The sequence below is a fragment of the Shewanella sp. T24-MNA-CIBAN-0130 genome, assembly GCF_040310185.1.
In the GTDB taxonomy this organism is placed as follows: Bacteria; Pseudomonadota; Gammaproteobacteria; order Enterobacterales; family Shewanellaceae; genus Shewanella; species Shewanella psychromarinicola.
Map to the genome: position 1 here is coordinate 1 of NZ_JBEOPP010000038.1, position 25,550 is coordinate 25,550.

General features: G+C 37.8%; 21 protein-coding genes and 2 pseudogenes. 21 read left to right on the top strand and 2 right to left on the bottom strand.

Annotated features, from left to right (window positions below; translation table 11 throughout):
• The first annotated feature begins 520 nt into the window (after nt 1–520).
• From AAEZ02_RS14715 to AAEZ02_RS14805, 19 genes are all read left to right on the top strand, one after another.
• Entirely contained in the window at nt 521–1,633 is a 1,113-nt protein-coding gene (locus AAEZ02_RS14715; protein WP_351123737.1) for a polysaccharide export protein, read from the top strand.
• A 29-nt stretch (nt 1,634–1,662) separates the two neighbouring features.
• Entirely contained in the window at nt 1,663–2,097 is a 435-nt protein-coding gene (locus AAEZ02_RS14720; protein WP_351123740.1) for a low molecular weight protein-tyrosine-phosphatase, read from the top strand.
• Between the two features lie 14 nt (nt 2,098–2,111).
• On the top strand, nt 2,112–4,352 hold the full coding sequence (locus AAEZ02_RS14725; protein ID WP_351123742.1) for a polysaccharide biosynthesis tyrosine autokinase: 2,241 nt from the start codon (nt 2,112–2,114) through the stop codon (nt 4,350–4,352).
• 114 nt (nt 4,353–4,466) lie between these two features.
• Complete coding sequence (rfbB, locus tag AAEZ02_RS14730; RefSeq protein WP_351123745.1) at nt 4,467–5,579, top strand: dTDP-glucose 4,6-dehydratase; 1,113 nt, start codon at nt 4,467–4,469, stop codon at nt 5,577–5,579.
• Nucleotides 5,580–6,494 carry a glucose-1-phosphate thymidylyltransferase RfbA gene (gene rfbA, locus AAEZ02_RS14735; RefSeq protein ID WP_351123748.1) on the top strand — a complete coding sequence of 305 codons (915 nt, stop codon included), beginning with the start codon at nt 5,580–5,582 and terminating at the stop codon, nt 6,492–6,494.
• 15 nt (nt 6,495–6,509) lie between these two features.
• Nucleotides 6,510–7,379: a dTDP-4-dehydrorhamnose reductase gene (rfbD, locus tag AAEZ02_RS14740; RefSeq protein WP_351123751.1), complete on the top strand. Its 870-nt coding sequence runs from the start codon at nt 6,510–6,512 to the stop codon at nt 7,377–7,379.
• Nucleotides 7,379–7,933 carry a dTDP-4-dehydrorhamnose 3,5-epimerase gene (gene rfbC, locus AAEZ02_RS14745; RefSeq protein ID WP_351123754.1) on the top strand — a complete coding sequence of 185 codons (555 nt, stop codon included), beginning with the start codon at nt 7,379–7,381 and terminating at the stop codon, nt 7,931–7,933. Before rfbD ends, rfbC begins: the two co-directional genes overlap by 1 nt.
• Nucleotides 7,934–7,948: 15 nt before the next feature.
• Complete coding sequence (locus tag AAEZ02_RS14750) at nt 7,949–9,388, top strand: oligosaccharide flippase family protein (protein WP_351123757.1); 1,440 nt, start codon at nt 7,949–7,951, stop codon at nt 9,386–9,388.
• The gene (locus tag AAEZ02_RS14755) at nt 9,388–10,653 is read left to right on the top strand and encodes an O-antigen polymerase (protein WP_351123760.1); all 1,266 of its coding nucleotides are present in this window, start codon (nt 9,388–9,390) and stop codon (nt 10,651–10,653) included. The genes AAEZ02_RS14750 and AAEZ02_RS14755 overlap by 1 nt, the downstream gene beginning before the upstream one ends.
• Before the next feature lie 25 nt (nt 10,654–10,678).
• The gene (locus AAEZ02_RS14760; RefSeq protein WP_351123763.1) at nt 10,679–11,698 is read left to right on the top strand and encodes a glycosyltransferase; all 1,020 of its coding nucleotides are present in this window, start codon (nt 10,679–10,681) and stop codon (nt 11,696–11,698) included.
• 420 nt (nt 11,699–12,118) lie between these two features.
• Complete coding sequence (gene asnB, locus AAEZ02_RS14765; RefSeq protein ID WP_351123766.1) at nt 12,119–13,981, top strand: asparagine synthase (glutamine-hydrolyzing); 1,863 nt, start codon at nt 12,119–12,121, stop codon at nt 13,979–13,981.
• Entirely contained in the window at nt 13,963–15,102 is a 1,140-nt protein-coding gene (locus tag AAEZ02_RS14770; protein WP_351123768.1) for a glycosyltransferase, read from the top strand. Before asnB ends, AAEZ02_RS14770 begins: the two co-directional genes overlap by 19 nt.
• Nucleotides 15,099–16,208, top strand: coding sequence for a CapA family protein (locus tag AAEZ02_RS14775; protein WP_351123771.1), 1,110 nt, complete (start codon nt 15,099–15,101; stop codon nt 16,206–16,208). Before AAEZ02_RS14770 ends, AAEZ02_RS14775 begins: the two co-directional genes overlap by 4 nt.
• An 11-nt stretch (nt 16,209–16,219) precedes the next feature.
• Nucleotides 16,220–17,557 carry a phenylacetate--CoA ligase family protein gene (locus AAEZ02_RS14780; protein ID WP_351123774.1) on the top strand — a complete coding sequence of 446 codons (1,338 nt, stop codon included), beginning with the start codon at nt 16,220–16,222 and terminating at the stop codon, nt 17,555–17,557.
• 120 nt (nt 17,558–17,677) lie between these two features.
• Nucleotides 17,678–18,184, top strand: a complete 507-nt coding sequence (locus AAEZ02_RS14785; protein WP_351123777.1) for a glycosyltransferase — start codon at nt 17,678–17,680, stop codon at nt 18,182–18,184.
• 15 nt (nt 18,185–18,199) lie between these two features.
• The gene (locus AAEZ02_RS14790) at nt 18,200–19,315 is read left to right on the top strand and encodes a glycosyltransferase family 4 protein (protein ID WP_351123780.1); all 1,116 of its coding nucleotides are present in this window, start codon (nt 18,200–18,202) and stop codon (nt 19,313–19,315) included.
• Complete coding sequence (locus tag AAEZ02_RS14795; protein ID WP_351123783.1) at nt 19,312–20,268, top strand: UDP-glucose 4-epimerase family protein; 957 nt, start codon at nt 19,312–19,314, stop codon at nt 20,266–20,268. The genes AAEZ02_RS14790 and AAEZ02_RS14795 overlap by 4 nt, the downstream gene beginning before the upstream one ends.
• Nucleotides 20,261–20,812 (top strand): sugar transferase, encoded by a 552-nt coding sequence (locus AAEZ02_RS14800; protein ID WP_351123786.1) that lies wholly within the window; start codon nt 20,261–20,263, stop codon nt 20,810–20,812. Before AAEZ02_RS14795 ends, AAEZ02_RS14800 begins: the two co-directional genes overlap by 8 nt.
• 152 nt (nt 20,813–20,964) lie before the next feature.
• On the top strand, nt 20,965–21,300 hold the full coding sequence (locus tag AAEZ02_RS14805; RefSeq protein ID WP_351123788.1) for a hypothetical protein: 336 nt from the start codon (nt 20,965–20,967) through the stop codon (nt 21,298–21,300).
• Between the two features lie 72 nt (nt 21,301–21,372).
• Here the strand turns inward: AAEZ02_RS14805 and AAEZ02_RS14810 are convergent.
• Nucleotides 21,373–22,311: pseudogene (locus tag AAEZ02_RS14810) on the bottom strand (ISAs1 family transposase).
• A gap of 523 nt (nt 22,312–22,834) precedes the next feature.
• Here AAEZ02_RS14810 and tviB point away from each other — a divergent pair.
• The gene (tviB, locus tag AAEZ02_RS14815) at nt 22,835–24,115 is read left to right on the top strand and encodes a Vi polysaccharide biosynthesis UDP-N-acetylglucosamine C-6 dehydrogenase TviB (protein ID WP_351123791.1); all 1,281 of its coding nucleotides are present in this window, start codon (nt 22,835–22,837) and stop codon (nt 24,113–24,115) included.
• 101 nt (nt 24,116–24,216) lie between these two features.
• Here the strand turns inward: tviB and AAEZ02_RS14820 are convergent.
• Nucleotides 24,217–24,378: pseudogene (locus AAEZ02_RS14820) on the bottom strand (IS66 family transposase); the annotation flags it as partial.
• A gap of 87 nt (nt 24,379–24,465) precedes the next feature.
• On the opposite strand from AAEZ02_RS14820, the gene AAEZ02_RS14825 reads away from it, so the two are divergent.
• On the top strand, nt 24,466–25,488 hold the full coding sequence (locus AAEZ02_RS14825; RefSeq protein WP_351123794.1) for an NAD-dependent epimerase/dehydratase family protein: 1,023 nt from the start codon (nt 24,466–24,468) through the stop codon (nt 25,486–25,488).
• Nucleotides 25,489–25,550 lie beyond the last annotated feature (62 nt).

A 25,550-nucleotide genomic window follows, 5' to 3' on the forward strand; every position in this document is an offset into this window, starting at 1 on the left:
TAGAGCGGACTTCGTCCTGCTAGGTTCTAGAGCGGACTTCGTCCTGCTAGGTTCTAGAGCGGACTTCGTCCTGCTAGAATCGCTTCTAGGGACAGCTTCAGAAACGATAACAAGAGATAACAAGCGAACGCTGCGCTCACGGATTGAGCTCTCTAGCACCTAGGCTCTTGGCTTGTCATCTCGATTGTATAGCCTCTAGCCGCGAAGCGTCCTAGCAGCGCAGCGCTCTAGGCTTGCCAGCTTGATATCGCTTGTCATCATGCCCTTAGGCTTTTGGCTTGATATCGTTTGTCATCGCTTGATATCGCTTGTCATCATATTGGCTTGCCATCTAGCACTACTTGGCTGTTGATTGTATAGCATCTAGCAGCGAAGCGTCCTCGAAGACCGCAGGTCGTCCTAGCAGCCGCGGGCGCATTATTCCTAGCCTCTAGCCGCGCAGCGATCTAGGCTCTTGCTTGATCACACCCATTACGGGTAAAAAAATTTTAAAAATAGTTTAATAATTTAGGGTCTTACAATGACGTTCAGCTACAAAATATTCATTACTTCATTAGTGCTTGTCACAGTGTCAGGTTGCGGCATGATCCCGGGAAGCCACTTTGAAGGGATTGATTCTGGTGATCAGACTCGTAACCTCGAGCAAGACCTAGATAATGTTAATATTCAAATCATTGATGCATCATTAATTGCGCACCAAAAACAACAACGGAAAAAGCCTAAACCTATGTCAAGTAATGCGGGGCTCAACACCCGTCATTACCAGTATAAATTAGGGGTTGGCGACGTATTAACCATCGGCGTGTGGGATCATCCTGAGTTAACTATTCCTGCCGCAGTGCAACGTACTGCCGAGTTTGATGGTTTTAGGGTACAAGAAGACGGCACCATTACTTATGCTTATGCGCCCAATATTCCCGCTGCAGGTAAAACTGTCACGGAATTACATAAAGAATTGGTAACACGTTTAAGCAAGGTGATAGAAAAACCCCAGGTAGACATTAAAGTGGTTGGCTTTAGAAGCCAAAAAACCTACATCACTGGAGAGGTGACTCAACCGGGTGTTTATCCCATCACCCAAATACCCTTAACTTTAATTGATGCATTAAACCAAGCGGGCGGTTTATCAGAGGCCGCCGATTGGCGCACGGTCACCTTTACCCGAGGTGATAACACTGAGGTTATCCAGTTAGATAAGTTTTACGCACAAGGTGATATTTCACAAAACCGCTTACTGCAAGATGGCGACATAGTGCACGTTAACCGCAACGATGCGCAAAAAGTATTTGTATTAGGCGATGTTAAAAAAACCGGCACCGTAATGCTTAACCGCTATGGCTTAAACCTAGCAGAAGCATTAAGTGATTCCGGCGGGTTAAACGAAAACACTGCCGATGCCAATGGCATTTTTGTATTACGTAAACGCAATTATCAGCAAACCGGCATTTTAGCCGACGTATATCAATTGCACGCCAGAAATATTGCCTCATTAGTGTTAGCGGAACAATTTGAATTACAACCTCACGATATTGTTTATGTCACCTCTGCACCATTGGCCCGTTGGAACCGCGTGATCAGTCTGTTACTGCCATCGGTCGCCACATTAGACAATGTTGATGGCTTGAATAACTAATCACCCCATATTGACGAGGACTTATCCCCATGTTTGATTCCGTATTAGTGGTGTGTGCTGGCAATATTTGCCGCAGTCCGACTGCAGAATATGTATTTAAAAATAAGCTTAATGACAAAAGCATAACCGTGTCGTCAGCCGGGCTTACCGCACTGGTGGGCAAAGCGGCCGATGCCATGGCGCAAAAAATTGCCGCCAGTCATGGTGTCATCATGGATGCACATCAAGGTCAGCAATTATCGTCAAAACTGGTGGCCAACAATAGTGTCATCCTTGTTATGGAACAACGCCACTTAAACGATGTCCACAGCCGCTACCCTGAGGCGCGTGGTAAAACGTTTTTACTCGGGAAATGGATCAACAATGCAGAAATTCCCGATCCTTATCGCCAAAGCCAAGAAGCCTTTGAGCATGTGTACGCATTAATCGATAGCGCGTGTAGCGCTTGGCAAAAATATCTATAAGGAATGGCAACTTAATGAGTGCTCAGCCTACAACAAAAACTGAAAACCTTGCTCAACAAGCACAAGAAATCGATTTAATGGCCTTATTGGGCGCACTGCTCGATCGCAAATACTTTATTATTATTCTAACCGCATTATTTATGTTGGCAGGCGTGGTATACGCGGTGCTTTCAACCCCAATTTACCAAGCCACCGCAATGCTCCAGGTAGAAGATGGCGGCGGGGCCTCTGTCCCTGGCCTTGATGATATGGCGGGGATGTTCGAAAGTACCTCGGCTGCCGTGACCGAAATTGAATTATTAAAGTCGCGCTCTGTTATTGGCGAAGCCGTTGATAAATTAACCCTCGATATTGTTGCCAAGCCCAATCTATTCCCGTTTATTGGCGCCCGCTCTTTTAGGCATTTTACTCCAATCAATGCAGGCGATATCGCCGAGCCCAGCTTTGGTGCCAGCAGTTATGCTTGGGGCGGCGAGAGTATCAACATCTTCCGCTTTGATGTGCCTAAAAATGCTATTGGCAAAGGGTTTACCCTAATCGCATTAAACAATAATGGCGTTGCATTATTAAATAGCGATGACGAGCAAATATTAAAAGGCAAAGTAGGCCAAGAGCTTAGTAACGCTCAATACAGCTTAACCGTGCGCAGTTTACAGGCCCGCCCAGGAACTCAGTTTACCCTAGTCCGCAGAAACCGATTAAATACCATTTTAGACCTGCAAACCGATATAGGTGCAAGTGAGAAGGGTAAAGACTCAGGCATTATTAACCTAAGCTTACAAAGTGATAGTCCACTCTATGCCGAAAATGTGCTCGATAAAGTAGCGGCAATTTATGTGCGCCGCAATGTGGAGCGAAATTCCGCCGAAGCGCAAAAGTCATTAGAGTTTTTAGAAGTTCAACTGCCAGAAATTAAAAAGCAGCTTGAGCTTGCTGAGCAACGCTTTAACGATTACCAAATTAAGCGTCAGTCTATTAACATCACTTTGGAAACCCAAGGGGTGCTCGAACAAGTTGTCAAACTTGAAACTAAACTGCAAGAGTTACATTTAAAACGCCTCGAAGTGGGCCGTAAATTTAAGAAAAACCACCCAAAGTACCAAGCCTTAATCGAACAAATTAGTGCGGTTAGCGAGCAGAAAAAACAATTAGTCGCAGAGGTCGGTAATCTGCCAGAAACCCAACAAGAGCTATTACGCTTAAAGCGTGATGTTGAAGTCAGTAACGAAATTTATACCATGTTGCTGGGCAAAACTCAGGAGCTGGATATCGTCCGCGCTGGCACCGTGGGTAATGTGCGCATTATTGACTCCGCCGCGGTCAATACTTCAAAACCCGTAAAACCTAAAAAAGCCTTAATCGTGGTCATGGCCACTATGTTAGGTGGCATGTTAGCCGTCGCCATTGTATTGCTGCAAAAAGCCTTAAACAAAGGGGTTGTAGACCCAAGCGAAATAGAAGCCATCGGTTTGCCTGTTTATGCCAGCGTGCCGTATTCAGACAATCAAGATAAACTGCTAGACTTTAGCCAATCGCGTAAAGCTAGAACTGCCAAAGCCAAAGCCAAAGCCAAAACCATTTTAGCACTTGAAAACCCCGCCGACTTATCTATCGAGGCATTACGCAGCCTGCGTACCAGCTTACATTTTGCGATGATGGAAGCTAAAAACAATATCATTGCCATCTCAGGCCCAAGCCCTGGGGTGGGTAAATCATTTATATCGGTCAACTTAGCTGTAGTACTGGCCCAAAGTGGCAAAAAAGTGCTCATTATCGATGCCGACTTACGCAAAGGTTATTTGCAAACTCAATTTGGACTTAAGTGGGACGATGGTTTAAGTGATTACCTTTCCGGTCAATTAACATTGGAGCAAATCACCAAGCCAAGCCAAGTCGAAGGCTTAAATGTGATCACCCGCGGCCAAATACCGCCCAACCCTTCTGAGCTATTAATGCACGATAACTTCAGCAAGCTAGTGGAAGAGGTCAGTGCAGCCTACGACATCATCATTATTGATACACCGCCGATATTAGCAGTAACCGATCCCGCCATTGTCAGTGCCCACACAGGTACAACCTTATTGGTGGTCCGTTTTGGTCAAAATCATTTACGCGAAATCGAACTTACCCGCAATCGCTTCGAGCAAAACGGCATCGACGTAAAAGGCGTGGTATTTAATGGTTTGATTAAAAAAGCCAGTAATGCTTATGGATATTATGGTTACTACAACTACGAATATAAGTCAGATAAGTAAAAGGCTAGTGTCTACATAATCGATAATAGAACTGATTTAATATGACGAGGGTTTCGGAAATACTATCTTTAAATAGTATTTTTGAAAACTTAGAACGTAAATTAAGGATTAATAGTGAAAATTCTAGTCACAGGTGGAGCTGGTTTTATTGGCTCTGCAGTCGTGCGTCATATCATCAATAACACCCAAGATAGCATCATTAATGTTGATAAATTAACCTATGCCGGTAATCTTGAATCATTGGTGAGTGTTGAGTCAAGTGAACGTTATGTTTTCGAGCAAGTCGATATTTGCGATCGCGCTGAATTAGACCGAGTCTTTAAACAACACCAGCCAGATGCAGTGATGCACCTAGCAGCAGAGTCTCATGTTGACCGCTCTATCACTGGACCGTCTGGCTTTATACAAACCAATATCGTAGGCACCTATACGCTACTTGAAGCGACTCGCGAGTATTGGAACGCATTAGCAGCAGAGGCCAAACAAGCATTTCGTTTTCATCATATCTCAACAGATGAAGTTTACGGTGATTTACCTCACCCAGATGAGCAAGATGGCCAGAGCTCTAATGAAGCGCTGCCATTATTTACTGAAAACACCCCTTATGCACCAAGCAGCCCTTATTCAGCATCAAAAGCATCAAGCGATCATCTAGTCAGGGCATGGTTGCGCACTTACGGTTTGCCAACGTTGGTGACTAACTGCTCCAATAACTATGGTCCTTATCACTTCCCTGAAAAGTTGATCCCACTGGTTATACTCAATGCACTAGAGGGTAAGCCGCTGCCTATTTATGGCAAAGGCGATCAAATTCGCGATTGGCTTTACGTTGAAGATCATGCTCGGGCACTCTATAAAGTCGTCACCAACGGCAAAGTAGGTGAGACCTACAATATTGGCGGTCATAACGAAAAGCAGAATCTTGAAGTGGTACATACCATTTGCAGTATTTTAGACGCCCTAGTGCCTAAAGAGACTCCTTACGCTGAGCAAATCACTTATGTTACCGACAGACCTGGTCATGACCGTCGTTATGCCATTGATGCCAGTAAAATGAGCAATGAATTGCATTGGGAACCACAAGAAACCTTTGAGACGGGTCTGCGTAATACAATTGTTTGGTATTTAAATAACAAAACCTGGTGGACTCGAGTGCTGGATGGCTCTTACTCGTTAGAACGTTTGGGTGTGCAGAATGAATCAGACGTTATCAAAGGAAATATTTAAATGATGTTTAATGAACACGTTTCATCCACCAACTCAGATCCCCATACTAAAGGCATCATTCTAGCAGGCGGCTCAGGAACGCGTTTATACCCAATAACTAAGGGCGTATCTAAGCAGTTATTGCCTGTTTACGACAAACCGATGATCTTTTATCCGTTATCAGTCTTAATGTTAGCGGGTATTCGTGAGATATTAATTATTACCACGCCAGAAGACAATGAAGGTTTTAAACGTTTATTAGGTGATGGTGCAGATTTTGGTATCAATCTAACGTATGCAGTTCAACCTTCACCAGATGGATTAGCACAAGCATTTTTAATTGGTGAAGAATTTATCGGCAAAGACAGTGTTTGTTTGGTCTTGGGTGACAATATCTTTTATGGCCAATCTTTTAGTAAAACACTGCAGAGTGCCGCTAATCAAGAAGAAGGTGCGACGGTATTTGGCTATCAAGTAAAAGATCCTGAGCGTTTTGGTGTTGTCGAATTTGATGAAAATTACAAAGCCATCTCGATAGAAGAAAAACCATTGCTGCCAAAATCTAATTATGCAGTAACGGGTCTATATTTTTATGATAACAGTGTTGTAGATATCGCCAAATCAATTAAACCGTCAGCACGAGGTGAATTAGAAATTACCTGTGTTAATAATGCTTATTTAGAGCGTGGTGAACTTAATGTTGAAATCTTAGGGCGAGGTTTTGCCTGGTTAGATACAGGTACGCATGACAGCCTACTAGAAGCATCATCTTTCGTGCAGACCATAGAACACAGACAAGGCTTAAAAGTAGCTTGCCTAGAAGAAATTGCTTTTAATCAAGGTTGGCTTACTTCTGATGATCTGAAGCGCATTGCATTACCAATGCTTAAAAATGAGTATGGCCAATACTTAAATAAATTAGCTATAGAAAAATAATGCGCTAAGGGTATCATGAAAGTATTAATTACAGGGTGTAATGGCCAAGTCGGGTATTGTTTAGTTCAGCAGTTAAATGATCTAGCTGATGTGTTGGCGTTAGATTCTTCCGAACTAGATATTACAGATGAAAATAAAGTAATATCTACTGTAAATAACTTTAAACCTGATTTTATTATAAATGCTGCAGCTTACACATCAGTAGATAAAGCCGAATCAGAAGAATTATTGCCTTACTCTATTAATCGTGACGGACCTCAATACCTAGCACAAGCTGCTAATTCAGTTGGGGCTGTAATATTTCATATATCAACCGATTATGTATTTGAAGGCAATAAAAAAGGCCAATATAACGAATTAGATATTACTAACCCTCAAGGTGTTTATGGAGCAAGTAAACTAGCAGGAGAGTTGGCGGTAGCAAAATATTGCCCTCGTCATATTATTTTAAGAACTGCTTGGGTGTTTGGCGAACATGGTAATAACTTTGTTAAAACAATGCTGCGATTGGCTAAAGATCGAGATGCATTAAGTATTGTGGGAGACCAGTTTGGTGGGCCTACTTATGCTGGTGACATTGCTACTGGGTTACTTAATATAATAAAAGCAATTCGAGCAGATAATAAAGCTTGGGGCGTATATCATTTATCAGGAGAACCGCATGTCAGTTGGTTTGAGTTTGCAGAAGCTATTTTTGAGCAAGCGGATAAGCAAAACTTAATTAACAGAAAACCAGTATTAACTGCTATTACAACTGAGCAGTATCCCACACCAGCAAAACGGCCAGAAAATTCAAAGTTAAATTGCAAAAAGATTATAGAGACCTTTGGTGTAAAGCCAAGTGATTGGCAACAAGCCATAAAGCGCATTAAAGAGTACAAATAATGAAAGTCATAGATACCAGTATTCCGGAAGTTAAAATAATAGAACCGAGTGTTTTTGGAGATGAACGTGGTTTTTTTATGGAAACTTGGAACCAAAAAACGTTTGAAGAAAATGTTACAGGTCAATTAACAACTTTTGTGCAAGATAATCATAGCAGGTCGGTAAAGGGTACACTCCGGGGCATGCATTATCAAATCAAGCACGCTCAAGGAAAACTTGTTCGTGTCACGCGCGGTGAAGTATTTGATGTGGCAGTGGACCTACGTAAAAGCTCACCAACTTTCGGTCAGTGGGTTGGAGAGTACTTATCAGAAGAAAATAAACGACAACTATGGGTACCACCTGGGTTCGCTCATGGTTTTTTAGTCACTAGTGAAAGTGCAGATTTTCAATACAAATGTACTGATATTTATGCTCCTCAATATGAACATTCAATTCATTGGGCAGATAGTCACTTAAACATTAAATGGCCATTTGTAGAAGGCGTTAAACCTTTAATATCTGCAAAAGATGAAAAGGGATGTAGTTTTCTTTTGTCTCAGACATATGAGTAACCTTGTGAGAAAGTTATGATCCTTCGTCATACACTACTTTATACTGGTGTAAAGTTTTTACCTGCTTTAGCATCACTAGCTGCATTAATGATATTTACCAGACTAATGTCTCCTGCGCAGTTTGGTGGGTACTCTTTAACTGTAAGTGTTTCAGCGACTTTAGTCGCTATTTTTGCAAACTTTATAGTGATTGGCTTAGGGCGTTTTGAGCCAGCTGTCAAATCAGACTCAGAAAGAGATATACTACATTCTACTATTACGTCAACAGCTATTATGATAAGCCTCAGTGTGACTCTTTTCATCTTACTGTTAGAACTGTTCAATTTACTGCCTAGTTTGTCAGTAGACTTTATCTTTCTTGTAGTACTTTTTAACGTGTCACTATTATTAATGTTAAGCCAAAAGCTAATCAATGCTAATCTTCAGCCAAAACGGTATGGGCTTTCATTAGCATTAAAAAACTTTTTACTACTAGGCTTTGGTAGCGTCAGTTTGTTGCTTGGCTTCGGTATGCCAGCAGTATTAGCAAGTCTTACTGTCGCATGTCTCATTGCATCTTTACCAGCAGTTAGCTTATGGGGGAATATTTCTTTAAAGCGCTTTAATTTAGATGTTCTTCGGCAACTATGGACTTACGGCGCGCCACTAACATTGCTGTACCTCTTTGTGATGATAATAAGCTTTTCTGACCGCATATTTATAGATGTTATGTTGGGTAGCTCTGAGGTTGGTATCTATTCAGCTGGCTACGACCTTACTCAATATACAATAGGATTCGTTGCATCTATAATACACCTAGCTGCTTTTCCAATAATACTTAGCACATATGAAAAAGAGGGTGAAGAAAAGACTAAGACACTATTAACGACTTCTTTTAAGGTCTTATTATTACTTATGGTACCTGTTACTTTAGGTTTTATAGCAACTCAGAGTGAGATTGCGAAACTTCTTCTTGGCGAGGCTTTCTCATCAACAGCTATAACACTTATGCCAATATTAGCATTGTCAGTTCTACTTTCAGCTATTAAATCTTATTACTTTGATTATACGTTTCAGCTGACTAAAACAACTTGGCTACAGGCAATTCCTCCTTTAATCGCAGCTGTTATTAATTGCATATTAAATTATATTCTAATTTTACACTGGGGCTTGATTGGCGCTGCTTATGCTACGCTCGTATCTTTCATTATTTATTTAATTGCAACCATTTATTTATCAAGCAAGATCTTTAATTTACCGCCATTTCCTTGGTTGTTTACTGTTAAAGTTGGTATCTCAGGACTAGTCATGGCATTTTCTGTCTCTGCTCTTCCAACTATTTTACCTATGTTACCATTACTAATATTTAAAATTTTACTTGGTGCTATTGTTTTTAGTGTTTTGTTATTTGTTTTACTTAAAGGTGAAGTTGTAAGTCTAATAGAAAATATTAAACATCATCAAAGGCTAAGCTAATGGGGTTTGATTGGGGTTTTGCATTAATACCCTTAACGGGTGGTATTACTTTATTAATATGCGCTTATTTATCTAAAAACTATGAAAAAACAGTTTTTGCACCTGCAACAGCTATGTTACTTACATGGGGTGTGGCTTTAACTATTTTATCCTTTTTACCACTCATTGGATTTTATTATGTATCAGCAGAAGCCGTTTTATTATATGTATTTGGAGCAGGGTGGTTTGCAATAGTTGCTTTACTAACTACTTTTTTGCTAAATAGTTTCTCTAAAAAAAATGAAATGTATCAAAACCTTGAGCTTGAAAGTTTAAACTATACGCATATTGTTTATTTTTGGACTTTTATTTCCTTTGCAAGTTACCCCTTTGCTTATTCTGAAATACTTAGTCATGGCTCCAACCTTACTGAGATTTCTTATAATATAAGGCGGTTGTCGGTATCTGGTGAGTCGATTTTAAATCCAGTATTAAATAATATATTTGTTATCGTAGGAATATTAGCAAATATCGTATTATTTGGCGTAATAAAGAAGAAAGTAAAGCTAACGACTTTTTTGGCTGTTGCATTACCGTTTCTCTTTATAAGTCTTGTTCTTAGTGGGCGAAGCGGTCTTGTTTCGTTAATACTCGGCTGGTTCGTTATAATTTCAGTTTTGTCTAACCGAGTTAAGTTTAGAATATTTGTGTTACCGATAATCCTCTTGTTAGCTATTATATTTTTTGGTGGTGTTTTTGTTAAGAAATTTGATATTGAAGGTAAAGGTGGAAGCGATACATTCATAGTTTTATTTGAACATGTGTTTGGTTACTTATATCAAGGACCTATTTTATTTTCACGCTACTTTAATAATGAAATAGATATAGCTACAAATTGGGATTTTTTTAATTCAGCATGTCATGTTTTATCTAAAGTGGGTTTGTGCGTGCCTAGCTCGATACATGCAGACTTTGCAGGTTATAGCCCTGAAAATATGGGAAATGTTTATAGTATTTATTTCTCGATTATACCTCACTATGGAATGTTTGGCTTGATTGTTGTGTTTAGTATTTATGCTATTTTATTAGCGTTTTTATTCCATAAATTAAAATCTTTAAGTCTTTTTGCAGTAGTGGTGTACCCATTAATGTTTTCAGCAATTGTTCTTTCAACATTTAAAGATAGCATTGGCTATTCTTTTTATTTTTTATTAAAAGCCGGTATCGCTATCTATGTGATAAATTTTTTATTTTCAATAAAAAATAATTACAAGCCAACTAAATAAGTCGAATCATACAGAGGAAAGTAGGTTGAAAATAAACGCTGTAATCGCAAGAAAAACTTCCCCTTCGGGCTGGTATAGGGTGGGGGTTCTTCAGGAGCTTTTTGCACAACAAGGTATAGAAATAAATCAGGTTATGCCTAAAATATCAAGCTATCCTCCAGCTAAAAAATTCAAAAGACCATTGTGGCTTTTGCCAGCACTTTTAGAACGTATTACATATATTTATAAGTTACGTGGAGCCGATGCAACAATATTACAAAGAGAATTAATATCTACATTACCAACAGTAGAACGCTTGCTCCCAGGTAAAATAATTTTAGATGTTGACGATGCCATTTTTTTGAATAGAAAGGGTTATGCAGCAAGAAATGCAGCTAAAGCAAGTATTGGGGTTGTTTGTGGTAATAGCTATTTAGCGGACTACTTTTCCAATTATAATAAAAATATTCAGATCATCCCCACTGGAGTCAATGTATCTGAAATGAAAGTCAACCAAAATAGGCTAAGCAATAATGGTAAACGAGTTATTGGTTGGCTCGGGACAGCGGGTAATTTACCTTTTTTTGAACCTATCATTGCTGATCTGAAAGCTTTATTAATAGAAAAAGCAAAAGATGTTGAGTTTAGAATTATAACTAGTCACGCCAGTGCCATACCGGCAGAGTTGCGACCACATTGTAAGTTTGTACAGTGGTATCCTGGGATTGAATTTTCAGAACTTCCACAATGGTCAATAGGTTTAATGCCACTTGCGGATACCGAATGGGCTAAGGGGAAATGCTCATTTAAGATGCTTCAATATATGTCGGCAGGTGTGCCTGTTGTAGTCTCTCCCGTAGGCATGAATACAGAGGTTTTAGAAAAAGGCGAAATCGGTTTTGGCCCAAAAACGGGTAGTGAGTGGTATTCGGCCATAAAAACTCTACTCGATGATGATCAATTAAATCAAAATTACGGCAACCGAGCTAGGCTTGTTGTAGAAGAAAATTACAGCCTTGAATATGTTGTTGATAAATGGCTTGGTGTTTTTGAGTCGTGGTTATAACATACTTTTTATTGGTAGGCTTCTTAACTAATTGCTTATGCTTAACTTAAAAGTTGTGTGATAATTAGGCAGGTAAAGATCATGAAACAACCTTATTTAATAGGCTATTCACTGAAATTTTATATGTGAAATCCTATTTGATTATTAAAATAAAAACAGATCGATTTTAAAAACCACTGGGGTCAGGTCTTTCATTTTGCATTCTTTCACTTTCAGAAAGTGGTGTTAGCGAAGTGATGAAAAACCAGAACTTGTAGATAAAAAAACGAAAAAATACAGGCCACGGCTGAAAAACCTTAATACAATAACATTCAAACTTACTCCTTGTGGTTTATTTTTGAGCCAATAATACAACGCAGTTTTTTTGACTATTCCATATGCAATTAAAAACTAGCTTTTAAGTTTATAAAAAGGATAAATATGTGTGGTTTTGCGGGTGTAATTCACTCTTCAGTAAAAAGTTTTAGTACTTCTACTTTACAAAAAATGCTTGATGCTATTAAACATAGAGGACCAGACGATGCAGGTTTATGGTCTGAAGAAAATATTTTTTTAGGCCACAGACGCCTCTCAATACATGATTTAAGTACTGCTGGTCATCAACCAATGCAAAGTAAGTCAGGTCGCTTTACTATTATATTTAATGGTGAAATATACAACTTTGAAGAGTTAAGAGCACAGTTGCCCTCAATATTGTGGGAAGGCCGTTCAGATACTGAAGTGATGTTACATGCATTTGAGGTTTGGGGTATCGAAAAAGCATTACGTTCATTCAACGGCATGTTTGCTTTTGCACTATGGGATAAACAAGAAAAAATACTAACATTAGCGCGTGATCGAATGGGTGAAAAGCCTTTATATTGGGGCTGGTGTGATGATACTTTATTATTTGGTTCTGAATTAAAGGCCTTGAAAGTACATCCTTCGTTTAATGCGAAAATTAATAGAAGTGCTCTAGCACTGCTAATGCAGCATAACTATATACCAGCACCCTATTCGATTTACGAAGGCATAGAAAAGTTATGTCCAGGCCAATACGTGCAAATCAAAGTTGGTCAAACACGTAATGACGTGATACCTAAGCATTATTGGCAACTAAATACAGCAATAGAAAGTGGTATAAAACAGCCTTTTACTGGTACAGATGAACAAGCTGTTGATTTGTTGGAGAATACACTAAAGCAGGCTGTTTCTAGCCAAATGCTTGCCGATGTACCTTTAGGTGCTTTTTTAAGTGGAGGTGTAGACAGTAGTACTATTGTCGCTTTAATGGTTAAAAGTTCATCGCTGCCAGTTAAAACCTTTGCGATTGGTTTTGATGAGCCCGGTTATAATGAAGCCGTTTTTGCTAAAGAAGTAGCGCAACATTTAGGTACTGAACATACAGAATTTTATGTTAGCGCAAAAGATGCACTTGAACTAATCCCTAAACTACCTGAAATGTACTGTGAACCCTTTGCTGATAGTTCACAGCTGCCTACGTATCTTGTTTGTAAAATGGCTAAGCAACATGTCACCGTTGCCTTAAGTGGTGATGGTGGTGATGAACTCTTTGGTGGTTATAATCCTTATCAGTTTTCACCCAAAATATGGGCAAAAGTGAAGTTATTGCCTTTATCGCTTCGTGATTTATTGTTCAAAGTGCTTTCTGGTTCCTTATTGCCAGATAAATTAAATAAACTACTTGCTGTTTTTCCTGCAAAAGATAAAGAGCATTTTTACCAACTACTAATGAGCCACTGGCAGCACCCACAACAATTAGTCATTGGCGCGCAACCACTACCAACCTTACTTAATGCTCATGAAAAGTGGCCTAAAACAGACAGTTTTGAGCATTGGATGATGGCAATGGATGCTGGGCAATATATGCCGGAAGATATTTTAGTTAAAGTTGATCGTGCAGCCATGGCAAACAGCTTAGAAACTCGTGTACCCTTACTTGACCATAGAGTAGTAGAGCTTGCTTGGCAGCTACCTTTGCATTTAAAAATACGTAATGATGTTGGTAAATGGGTATTGCGTGAAGTACTTTATCGCCATGTACCACGTGAATTGATAGAACGCCCTAAAAAAGGTTTTGCTATTCCCCTTGCTCAATGGTTACGTGGTCCTTTAAAGGAGTGGGCTGAAACCTTATTGGATGAACAGCGTTTAATACAAGAAGGTTACTTTCACCCTGAATTAATTTGTACTTATTGGTTAGAACATTTGTCTGGAAAACGCGATCACTCAACTAGACTTTGGGGCGTTTTAATGTTTCAAGCATGGCTGGAGAAACAATAGTGCGTATTGTTCATGTGATTATAGGACTTGGTGTTGGTGGGGCTGAATTAATGCTTAAGCGTTTGATTGAAGGATTAGATGGAAAAGACGGCATGGAACATAGTGTTATATCATTGACCGATCTCGGACCTGTAGGTCACCAACTTAGAGATCTAGGTGTCGATGTTAAGGCTTTAGGTATGCGTAACGTCCTATCAATACCAAAAACTCTGTTTAGGCTCCGGGTTGAATTGAAGAATTTAAAGCCTGATATAGTACAAACATGGATGTATCTTGCTGATATCCTTGGTGGGTTGGCCGCTAAATCCTTAAGGGTAAATAATATTATATGGAATGTTAGAAACACTAATTTTGGTTTGAATGGCCTCTCTCATACAATACTAATTAAAGTATCAAGTGTTCTATCCAAATCAATACCCAAAAAAATTGTCTATGTTTCTAACTCCGCAAAAGATTCGCATGAGTTAGTTGGTTATAGAATGGAAAAATCAATTGTTATTTATAATGGTTTTGATACTGAAAATTACTGTTATAAAGCTTTAGAAGGGAAAAGTTTAAGGGAAGAGTTTCAGTTTAAAAACTCAGATGTAGTTTTTTGTTCGGTCGGGCGTTATGCTGTATCAAAAGATCACTTAACCCTTATTAAGGCAATTAAGATAGCAATTAAAAGCAATAAGAATATTAAAGTATTAATGGTTGGGTTAAATGTAGATAATAGTAACGCTACTCTTGTAGATGCCATAGGAAATGATACTAGTTACTTTTGCTTAGCAGGCCAGCGTAATGATATACCAAGTGTTTTTAGTGGGGTCAATGCGTTCTGTTTACACTCAATTACAGAGGGCTTTCCTAACGTATTAGGAGAGGCTATGAGTAGTGGTCTACCGTGTATTACTACCAGAGCAGGTGATGCCGAACTGATTTTAAATAATAAAGATTATACTGTGAATATTAAAGATGTAGATGATTTAGCAGAAAAAATTATAAACATGTCGCTATTATCATTGGATCAAAGAGTTAAACTGGGCAAACGTAATAGAGTATTAGTTTTAGATAAATACTCTCTAAATAATGTATTTGAAAAGTATAAGAGCCTTTACCTAAGAGAAAGTAAGAAATGAAAATAGCATTACTAGGCGATATAGGACTTTTTGGTCGTTTTAATTTTAACAGTAAACTTGATGCTGAAAACTATTTTAGTGACTTTATTGCAGTTACAAAAGATTGTGACGTAATTGTAGGTAATTTAGAAACTCCTTTTAGTAGAGTCTATAAAGAGTTTACTGCTAAATCAGCTGTTCTTGGTGCAGATGAAAAAAATGTAAGTATTTTAGAATTACTTAATATTGATTATGTCAATTTAGCAAATAATCATACAGGTGATTTTGGTAAAGAAGGTTATGAATTAACAAAAAAGACATTAGATGCTAATGATATTAAATATTTTGGTATCGAAGGAATTGTTAACTACTTTGAATATGAAAATAATAAAATATGCTTAAGCGGTTTTTGTAATATGGACTCTAATCCAGTCTATCTTGCAGGAATAGATGAGCGTAATGGTGATGGGGTAAATGTTGCCGATTTTGATAATATTAATAGTGTTTTACAAAAAGCCGACGATGCAGGCTACTTGAACATATTATCGTTTCACTCAGGACTTGAACATATTAACTTACCAGGAAAAGCAGATGTTTGTTTTGCTCGGTATCTAGCTGAAAAGTTTAATTATGTTTTGTATGGTCACCATCCACATGTAGTACAAGCATATGAAAAGCACAAAGAGTCTTATTTGTTTTATAGCCTAGGTAATTTTTGCTTTGATGACGTTTATTCTAACTCTTCTAAAGAACCGTTTGTGAGAATGACAGAAGAAAATAGAACTGGATTAGTGCCCATTTTAACCATTGAAAATAATATAGTTATAAATGTTGAATATATTTGGACTTATTTAGGTGAAGATAAAATGCAAATATTGGATCCTAAAGTTAATAGTATAATTAAGGCGGTTAACAGTATCTATCTTACAGACTTAGATGCAGCCAAAATTAAACGAGATAAGCTTTTAAGTGAATTTATAAATAATAGAAAGTCTCAAAGAAATTTAACTTGGTATACTAAGCGCTTGAGATGGAAGTACTTTAAGCTAATTCTTAATGCTAAGAAAAATCGTAAATTATATGAACTTAGTTTCTTAAATAAACTTATAAAAAATGGCATTATTTAATCAAGGAACTTATGTTTTTATTTAACTTAACACCAACTTTTTTTCAAAATATTTTAATTAGCATCTACAACACTTATCTATATAAAATACGCCAAGGTGGGAAATACTTAGCTTATCGTAAATATTATAAAGAATGTTCTATTTTAAGCGAAAGTGCTATTGAACTAGAAAAGACTACGCGTTTGGAGAGTTTTTTGAATGCTGCTACGACTAAATCTAAATGGTATTCGAAGTTTTCAGACTATAAAACTCTTAGTGATTTTCCTGTACTCAATAAAACTGACTTGATTAATTACTTGGCTGATATTTCTACCATAAAAGAAAATGATGCCATTGTAAGTTTAACTGGAGGCACAACAGGTGCTTCTATGAAAGTTTTATACAATAAAGAAAATACCCAAGAACGACATGCGATGCTAGATCATTTTAGAGCTGAGTATGGTTATTCATTGGGCAAAAAATGTGCTTGGTTTAGCGGTAAAAATATAGTCACGCAAAAAGATATACGTAAAGGCGTGTGTTACCGCGACGATTATATAAACAAAATACGTTTTTTTTCTACTTTTCACATCACAGATGATAACTTCAATGTTTATTGGGACGCTTTATGTAACTTTACACCTGAATATATTGTTGGTTTTCCTTCTAGTGTTTATGAAATATGTTTAATAGCACAATCTAAGAGCTTAAAGCTGAACAAAAAAGTAACCGCTTTCTTCCCTACGGCTGAAACGGTTTTACCTAACCATCGTCAAGTCATTAGTTCTGTTTTGGGCTGTCAACTTGTTGATCAATATGCCTCCTCGGAAGGTGCGCCATTTATTTTAGAGTGTAAAAGTGGTCGTCTTCATATTCACCCATTAACAGGTATTTTTGAAGTTGTTGACGAAAATATGGAACCCGCTAATGAAGGTGAGATATTAGTAACTTCTTTTACTACAGAAGGTACTCCATTAATACGTTACCGAGTAGGTGATAGGATAAAGTTAGCAGCGAATGATGTTCATTGTGAATGTGGTTCGCACTTTCCTATCGTTGAAAGCATTGAAGGAAGAAGTAGCGATTATATTCTCTCGCCATCGCATGGAAAAGTTAATTTAGGAAATATAAGTAATGCAACAAAAGATGTTCAAGGTATTATTAAATTTCAAGTTATTCAGCATAAGCTAGAAGAAGTAGAAGTTTTAGTTTTAGCTACGGAACAATATAACCAATCCCAGCAGGGTAAATTTATTAAGGCTTTAGCTCAAAGGTTTGGAGAAGGGATTAACATTAATCATAACGTTGTTAATTCTATTCCGAACGAAAAAAGTGGAAAATTTAGAATTGTTAAAAATAACTTAATTTAACGGTGTAAAATACATGTCTTGTATTTTAGAAAATATAAATAATCACAAGAAAGTGCTAACACCTAAGTAATACCCATATTAATTTTTATCAATCACTGGCAATAGCAAAAGAAAGGAATCATGAGAATTTTAGTTATAGGCACTCTCCCTTCTTCTTTATATAATTTTAGAGGTCAACTGCTTAAGCATATCAAAAATGCTAATTTAGAGGTTAATGCTTTAGCTTCTGGTGCATCAAAGCAAGATATAAAAGCAGTAGAAGCGTTAGGTGCTAATTATATTGATTACTCTGTTAGTAGAAGTGGCTTAAGCCCAACTCAAGACTTTAAAACCTTTACCGCACTGCGTAATATTTTTAAGCAGCAAAAACCTGATGTAATACTAGCTTATACAATAAAACCTATTATTTGGGGCGGCTTAGCTGCTCGCGTTTTGCCTAACTGTCGTTTTTATGCGTTAGTTACTGGTTTAGGTTTTGCTTTTCAAAAAGGTAACTGGAAAAAGAACTCACTGCTAAAGCTTGTTGCGTTTTTGTATAAAACAGCATTAAAAAAAGCTGACAAATTTATTCCCCAAACCCCTGATAATCAAAAAGTATTTATTGATAATCCAGTGATAATCCAGTGATAATTAAGGCCGTTAATGAAATTATTATTTATAGTAAACGTAGATTGGTTTTTTATTTCACACCGTTTACCTATTGCTTTAGCAGCTATCAAGCAAGGTTACGAAGTGCATCTCGCTTGTGGAATAACTAATCGTAAAGCTGAACTTGAAACTTTGGGTTTAGTTGTTCATTCGCTTTCAATAAGTAGAAGTGGAACGAGTTTATTAAAAGAATTAAAAGTTATTAAAGAAATGAATACTATAGTGGAAAAAGTTGCACCCGATGCAGTTCATTTAGTGACGATTAAAGGCGTTGTTTATGGTGGTTTAGTCACGCGTTTTAAAAAGATTAAGGTTCGAATCGCTTCTATTTCTGGCTTAGGTTTTGTTTTTATAGATAAAGGCTTTAAAGCACTTATTCTTCGCTTTTTAATAACTAAGCTATATCGTATTGCATTAAATTCATCTAACACTAAAGTGATTTTTCAAAACGAGAATGACAAAGCTATTTTTATTAAAAATAACATAATTAAGCCTGAGCAAAGCCTTATTATTAGAGGTTCAGGGGTTGATTTAGAAAAATACAAGTATTTACCTGAGCCCTCAGGTGAAAAAGTGATTATGTTTCTTGCTCGTTTACTTAAAGATAAAGGCTTAGTTGAATTCTGTGAGGCAGCTATAACGCTTAAAAAGTCAGGCTTTAAAGGGCGCTTTGTCCTAGTGGGCGACATTGATCTTTATAATCCTAATTCTTTAAACCAACAAGAGCTTAATAATTATGTAAATTCTGGTTATATAGAACATTGGGGGTTTTCAACTAATGTTGCAGAAATAATCGCCCACTCTCATGTTATGGTACTTCCTTCCTATAGAGAAGGGTTACCTAAAAGTTTAATTGAGGCTGCAGCTTGTGGACGGGCAGTTATTACCACTGATGTACCAGGATGTAGAGATGCAATAACACCCAATTTAACGGGTATTTTGATCCCCGTTAAATCGTCAGAGGCAATAATCTATGCTATTCAAACCCTGTGTGATAACGATGATACAAGAATAATAATGGGTAAAAAGGGAAGAGCATTAGCAGAGTCTTGTTTTGATATAGCTGATGTTATTGAAACTCATTTAAAACTATATAAAGAGGCAGTATGAGAGTTGCTATAACAGGTGCAACAGGTTTTGTTGGAAAACATTTGATTAATGAGGTAATAATAAAAGGATTAAATGCTGAAGAGTTAGTTATTATAGGTAGGCGTAAAATTGACATATCCAACGCTATTTTTTTCAAAGGCTCTATTGATAAAGAGAGTGATTATAGCAAAGCGTTAGACTCAGTAGATGTTATTGTCCATTGTGCAGCACGAGCACACATAATGAATGATATTGTCGAAGACCCGTTAGAAGCATTTAGAGACGTTAATACTTATGGTACATTAAATTTAGCGCAGCAAGCTGCTTCATTAGGTGTTAAGCGCTTTATTTATATTAGTTCCATAAAAGTTAATGGTGAAAGTACTACAGAAATACAAGCCTTTAAGTTTGATGATGAGCGTAAGCCAATTGATCCCTATGGTACTTCAAAGTCTGAAGCTGAAATTCAGTTATTAAGCTTAGGTAAAGAAACAGGCATGGAAATCGTTATTATTAGACCGCCACTTGTTTATGGTCAAGGTGTTAAAGCTAACTTTGCTTCGCTTATGAAGTTTGTTGGTAAAGGCTTATCGCTTCCTTTTAGATGCATAAATAAAAATAAGCGTAGTTTAGTGTCTGTATATAATTTAGTTGATTTGATTCAGGTTTGTATCAAACACCCTAAAGCAGCTAATCAGGTGTTTTTAGTTTCAGATGGTCATGATATTTCTACCGCTGAAATGGTTGCATTGATGGCTAAAGTACAAAACAAAGCTAACCTGTCTTTGCCTGTGCCTTTATGGTTTTATAAGCTAGTGGGTAAAGCACTTTCAAAAGAAGATGTTATTGACCGTTTAACAGGTTCACTGCAATTAGATATAGAACACACTAAAAACACCTTAGACTGGAAACCACCTTACTCGATAGAGCATGGTTTTAAATTAGCCGCCAAAGTAGATACAAAAAATGATTAGATTACTTGATATAATATTTGCCTTTTTTGGCTTAATTTTCGCTTTTCCAATTTTTATAGTTATTTATATTATTGGTTTATTTGATACAGGCTCGCCGGTCTTCATGCAAGAGCGGGTAGGGCGTAATAAAAAGCCTTTTACTTTAATTAAATTTCGTACCATGTCAGTTGACACTAAATCAGTAGCGAGTCACTTGGCTAGTAGTGCTTCAATTACTAATTTAGGTGGCTTCCTTAGAAAAACTAAAATTGATGAACTGCCACAGTTATGGAATGTATTAAAAGGTGAAATGAGTTTAGTAGGACCTCGTCCTGGATTATTCAATCAAGAAGATTTAACTACCGCTCGTGATGCACATGGAGTTTATTCAGTTCGTCCTGGTATTACTGGTGAAGGTCAGGTAAACGATATTGATATGTCAACACCAGAGTTACTTGCTGAGGTAGATGCAAAGATGATCCGCGAATTAAACTTGAAAAATTACTTTAAGTTTATTTTGCAAACCGTTACTGGGAAAGGCTCTGGAGACAGGATTAAGGGATAATTGATTTTAGTTCACCCTACGTTAACGCAAGCTGAGATTGATAAAACGGTTTCCGTGATTAAGCAGGTAGTTACTCTAGCAAGTAGAGACTAGTGATTTAATATTGTCGGGCCTCGCTGCGTTATTAGCGCTTTTTGCGAAAAAGCGTATTGATGTCATTGCACATTACAGCTACTTTGTTGAACAAGGTGGTTAATAAGACAATTTGGGATGATCTACAGCATCAAGTATTTCTAGGTGATGATGTATTTGTAGAAAAACATCAGTTAATGCAAGAACTGCTCGAAGGTGACGTATCAGAAATTCCTTTTAAGCAGCGCAGTGTTACACTACTAACGTTAGATGAATACCAACGGCAGTCAGTAACGCGTAACGAAGCAATAATAAATGCCTATCGATCGGGTGGCTTTACGATGAAAGTGATTGGTGAATATTTTAAAGTACATTATTCACTTGTTAGCCGGTTAGTAGCGGCGAGTAAAAAATAAGTACCAGAAAAAGCGGAAAGAGAGTGCAAAATGAAAGTCCTGACCCTCCGTGCAGGGCAACCGCATGAGTGTCTAATTTTTACACATCTCGCTAATACCCGCTTTTAAAATAGTTTCTAAGAAGGTTGGTTTCATCCATGCTCGTTTGCGTGTTGCACTGATACTGCCTTTTAAGGCTCTGCCCTGAGCATATTTAAAGAGAGTCGCCTTAACATTGCCCAATTCTCGGCACCATTTTGATGATGAATTTGACACTGGTCTTCCCCTAGGGTGACATCTAATACCCAGTGCAAACTATTTTCGATAGACCAATGAGCACGGACAGCTTCGGCCAACGCTTTTTCGCTAAGCTCGGCGGAGCTGATGTAATATCGATAACCCAGTTGAGGTGCTTTGCCTTTAACTTGACGAAACCCGATGCTGCGCAGATTAGGCCATTGCGGGAAGCGGGTCGCCAATTCGCTGGCATCTTTGACATAATACACGCGGGCTTCTACACGTTCATGATTTTTTCTATCGCTAAACCATCCAGCGGCGCTGCATGCTCATCAATAAATACATCACGAAGCGCCTGATGTCGGTGGCCTTGATTACCTTTTACGGCTAATAGGTAGTCGGCTTCTTTCTCGACTATTTGCTGTGCTATTTCTGTTTGCCAGCCCATCGCATCAATGGAAACCAGCGCACCTTTTACCTTCAGTAGCTTAATGAGTGCTGGGATGGCGGTAATTTCATCCAATTAATAAGCATTGGCGGAACTGCTCAGGTTCAATTTTAGCGATAATACAGGCAATCGTGTCATCGACAGGTACGCCATCGATAAGAAAACCCTGTTGCTTGAACCCGTCGTGGTGACCTTCAGCGTAATCAAATATTTCAGACCAACCTTCTGCGCCTGCTATCACGCCACAAAGGGTGATGAACAAGATATCACAAGGGATAGGTAACTTTAGCGGATTGACCTTGGTCGGTAATGGCACTGAAATGAATCGTAAACGCTTCAATATACATAAAGGCCTCCACAAGAGGGAGTATAAGATCACAGCTACCCATAAAATTAAAGAATTATCTTAACGAAAAATTCTAATAGTCTAAAAAAAGTTCACGATCTCGCCTTGCTTATCAATGCATGTTAAATGCTTGATAGCGTAATAATAAAGAACATGGTTATTTAATGTAGTTGAAAAGTTGTTTGCTATATTATTAAGAATAAATTTTAGTCAAAATCATTTACGTGAAATCGTACTTACCCGTAACCGCTTCGAACAAAACGGTATCGATGTCAAAGGCGTGGTATTTAATGGTTTGATTAAAAAATCCAGTAATGCATATGGCTATTATGGTTATTATAACTATGAATATAAGTCAGATAAATAAGTGATACCTAGTACTAACTAAGGGCTAGAGGCTAGTTGTCAGGAATGACTTATCCAAACTAGCCTATAAAAGGTTATCTATTCGTGATGGTCTTTATTCTCCTGAAGAACCTAGAACCTAGAAATTGATTTCAATATTTACATTAAGAGAGTATAAAATGCACGATTCATTAAAGAATTTAAAAATTGGCATAATTGGTTTAGGTTATGTTGGCCTCCCTTTAGCAGTTGAATTTGGTAAACAATTCCCAGTTATAGGTTTTGACATTAATCAAGGGCGTATAGCCCAACTACAAGCTGGGCACGATTCAACCTTAGAAATAAGTGATCAAGAGTTAACTGAATCGCCATTACTGAGCTATTCGTCCACGGTTACTGATCTTGAAAGTTGCAATATTTATATCGTTACTGTACCAACCCCAATAGATGAATATAAACAACCTGATTTAACACCACTGATTAAAGCAAGTGCAATGTTAGGTAAAGTGGTAACAAAAGGTGACATCATTATTTATGAGTCTACCGTTTATCCTGGCGCGACAGAAGAAGTGTGTTTACCTGTTGTTGAGCGCGCGTCTGGCCTTACCTTTAATAAAGACTTTTTTGCTGGCTATTCACCAGAGCGAATTAATCCTGGCGATAAAGAACACCGTGTAACCAACATTTTAAAAGTGACCAGTGGGTCAATACCAGAAATAGCCGAAAAAGTTGATCAACTTTATAAATCAATTATTACAGCAGGCACCCATAAAGCAAGCTCGATTAAGGTCGCTGAGGCTGCAAAAGTAATCGAAAACACTCAGCGTGATGTTAATATTGCACTGATTAATGAGTTATCAATTATTTTCAATAAATTGAATATTGATACGCTTGAAGTGTTAGAGGCCGCAGGAACTAAATGGAATTTTTTGCCTTTTCGTCCTGGTCTTGTTGGCGGACATTGTATTGGTGTCGATCCATACTATTTAACCCATAAAGCTCAAAGCGTAGGCTATCATCCAGAGATGATATTAGCAGGTCGTCGTTTAAACGATGGAATGGCTAAGCATGTCGTATCAGAACTTGTAAAAAAGATGCTTAAAAAACGTATTCAAGTCGAGGGCGCCAATGTATTAGTTATGGGCTTAACTTTTAAAGAGAACTGCCCGGACTTACGCAATACTAAAGTCGTTGATATTGTTAGTGAACTAAAAGAGTACAACATTAACGTAGATATTGTTGATCCTTGGTGCTCGAACGACGAAGCACAACACGAATATGGTTTAAGCTTAACTGCAGAGTACAAGGCTAATAATTATGATGCCATCGTGTTAGCCGTAGGCCACAATCAGTTTAATGTAATGGGTGCTGAGCAGATAAGGGCTTTAGGTAAATCAAAACATGTCTTATACGATCTTAAGTATATTTTACCGAAACAAGATGTAGATATGAGATTGTAGATTTGCGATCAAAGGAGAAGTGAAAACTCATGTTTTTCTCCTTTTTTACAACCTTTTTGATACGAGCTTTACTTCTACATTGTATGTTTATTTCTTCGTAACTACTCAGCAGGAGTAAATATATTTGACAGCATGCCATTTAATAACAGTGATAAAGCAGTGGACCTGCTCACTCCCTGCTTTTTACAGCTAGATAGATAACTTCTCAGACCAAAAAACATTTCTGCACCATATTCACTTCTGAAGCAGTCTGATATTTTTTGATCTGCAATAAACTAGCAAAAGTGTGATTTAAGTGCTGAGTAGTTACATTTCTTCTACAATCTAGAAATAATTCCCAAAGGGTTACCATGACTCAATACGAAAAAATTCAAAAAGACCTACTCCAATCCCCTAAAACTTGGTTAATAACAGGCGTAGCTGGGTTTATCGGCTCAAATCTTTTAGAAACATTATTAAAGCTCAATCAAACCATTGTCGGCTTAGACAACTTTGCCACTGGTCATCAACGCAATCTTGATGAAGTGAAATCATTAGTGGCAGACGTGCAATGGGAACGATTCAAGTTTATCGAAGGAGATATTAAAGCCGATCAAACTTGTCGAGAGGCCGTAAAAAATGTGGATTATGTGTTACATCAAGCGGCATTAGGCTCAGTACCGCGCTCTATCAACGACCCAATTACCACCAATGCAGCTAACATTACTGGATTTCTTAATATGTTAACGGCAGCTAAAGATCAGCAGGTTAAAAGTTTCACTTATGCTGCTTCAAGCTCCACCTATGGTGATCACCCGGCTTTACCAAAAGTTGAAGATAATATCGGTAATCCGTTGTCACCTTATGCCGTCACCAAATATGTCAATGAGCTATACGCAAACGTATTTGCCCGTACTTATGGTTTTAAATCGATAGGTTTACGCTATTTCAATGTATTTGGTCAAAGACAAGATCCTAACGGCGCCTATGCTGCCGTGATCCCTAAGTGGACCGCTGATATGATCGAAGGTGAAGAAATCTTTATCAATGGTGACGGTGAAACAAGTCGAGATTTTTGCTTTATAGAAAATACCGTACAAATGAATATATTAGCGGCAACTGCAAGCGATGAAGCTAAAGATAATATCTATAACGTCGCCCTTGGCGACAGAACAACATTAAATGAATTATATCAAGCTATTCAAGATGCCTTACAACAACAAGGTGTAAAAGTTAAACGCTCACCTACATACCGTGAATTTCGTGCTGGTGATGTCAGGCATTCTCAAGCGGATATTACAAAAGCGAAAACATCACTTGGTTATGCACCTGAATATAGAATCCAAGAAGGTATAGATAAAGCAATGCCTTGGTATAAAGAGTTTATAGGTTAAAGAATACAACTGAGTAACAGGCGGAGCCGATTCATCAATTCCGCATCATCTTCGAAGTATTT

Bases quoted from the DNA above. Each gene is read 5' to 3' on its own strand.
- rfbD (WP_351123751.1), top strand. From the start codon at position 6,510: ATGAAAGTATTAATTACAGGGTGTAATGGCCAAGTCGGGTATTGTTTA.
- AAEZ02_RS14790 (WP_351123780.1), top strand. From the start codon at position 18,200: ATGAAATTATTATTTATAGTAAACGTAGATTGGTTTTTTATTTCACAC.
- AAEZ02_RS14805 (WP_351123788.1), top strand. From the start codon at position 20,965: ATGTCATTGCACATTACAGCTACTTTGTTGAACAAGGTGGTTAATAAG.
- AAEZ02_RS14775 (WP_351123771.1), top strand. From the start codon at position 15,099: ATGAAAATAGCATTACTAGGCGATATAGGACTTTTTGGTCGTTTTAAT.
- AAEZ02_RS14750 (WP_351123757.1), top strand. From the start codon at position 7,949: ATGATCCTTCGTCATACACTACTTTATACTGGTGTAAAGTTTTTACCT.
- AAEZ02_RS14725 (WP_351123742.1), top strand. From the start codon at position 2,112: ATGAGTGCTCAGCCTACAACAAAAACTGAAAACCTTGCTCAACAAGCA.
- AAEZ02_RS14800 (WP_351123786.1), top strand. From the start codon at position 20,261: ATGATTAGATTACTTGATATAATATTTGCCTTTTTTGGCTTAATTTTC.
- rfbC (WP_351123754.1), top strand. From the start codon at position 7,379: ATGAAAGTCATAGATACCAGTATTCCGGAAGTTAAAATAATAGAACCG.
- tviB (WP_351123791.1), top strand. From the start codon at position 22,835: ATGCACGATTCATTAAAGAATTTAAAAATTGGCATAATTGGTTTAGGT.
- AAEZ02_RS14755 (WP_351123760.1), top strand. From the start codon at position 9,388: ATGGGGTTTGATTGGGGTTTTGCATTAATACCCTTAACGGGTGGTATT.
- AAEZ02_RS14825 (WP_351123794.1), top strand. From the start codon at position 24,466: ATGACTCAATACGAAAAAATTCAAAAAGACCTACTCCAATCCCCTAAA.
- asnB (WP_351123766.1), top strand. From the start codon at position 12,119: ATGTGTGGTTTTGCGGGTGTAATTCACTCTTCAGTAAAAAGTTTTAGT.
- AAEZ02_RS14785 (WP_351123777.1), top strand. From the start codon at position 17,678: ATGAGAATTTTAGTTATAGGCACTCTCCCTTCTTCTTTATATAATTTT.
- AAEZ02_RS14770 (WP_351123768.1), top strand. From the start codon at position 13,963: ATGGCTGGAGAAACAATAGTGCGTATTGTTCATGTGATTATAGGACTT.
- AAEZ02_RS14715 (WP_351123737.1), top strand. From the start codon at position 521: ATGACGTTCAGCTACAAAATATTCATTACTTCATTAGTGCTTGTCACA.
- AAEZ02_RS14780 (WP_351123774.1), top strand. From the start codon at position 16,220: ATGTTTTTATTTAACTTAACACCAACTTTTTTTCAAAATATTTTAATT.
- AAEZ02_RS14795 (WP_351123783.1), top strand. From the start codon at position 19,312: ATGAGAGTTGCTATAACAGGTGCAACAGGTTTTGTTGGAAAACATTTG.
- AAEZ02_RS14720 (WP_351123740.1), top strand. From the start codon at position 1,663: ATGTTTGATTCCGTATTAGTGGTGTGTGCTGGCAATATTTGCCGCAGT.
- rfbA (WP_351123748.1), top strand. From the start codon at position 5,580: ATGATGTTTAATGAACACGTTTCATCCACCAACTCAGATCCCCATACT.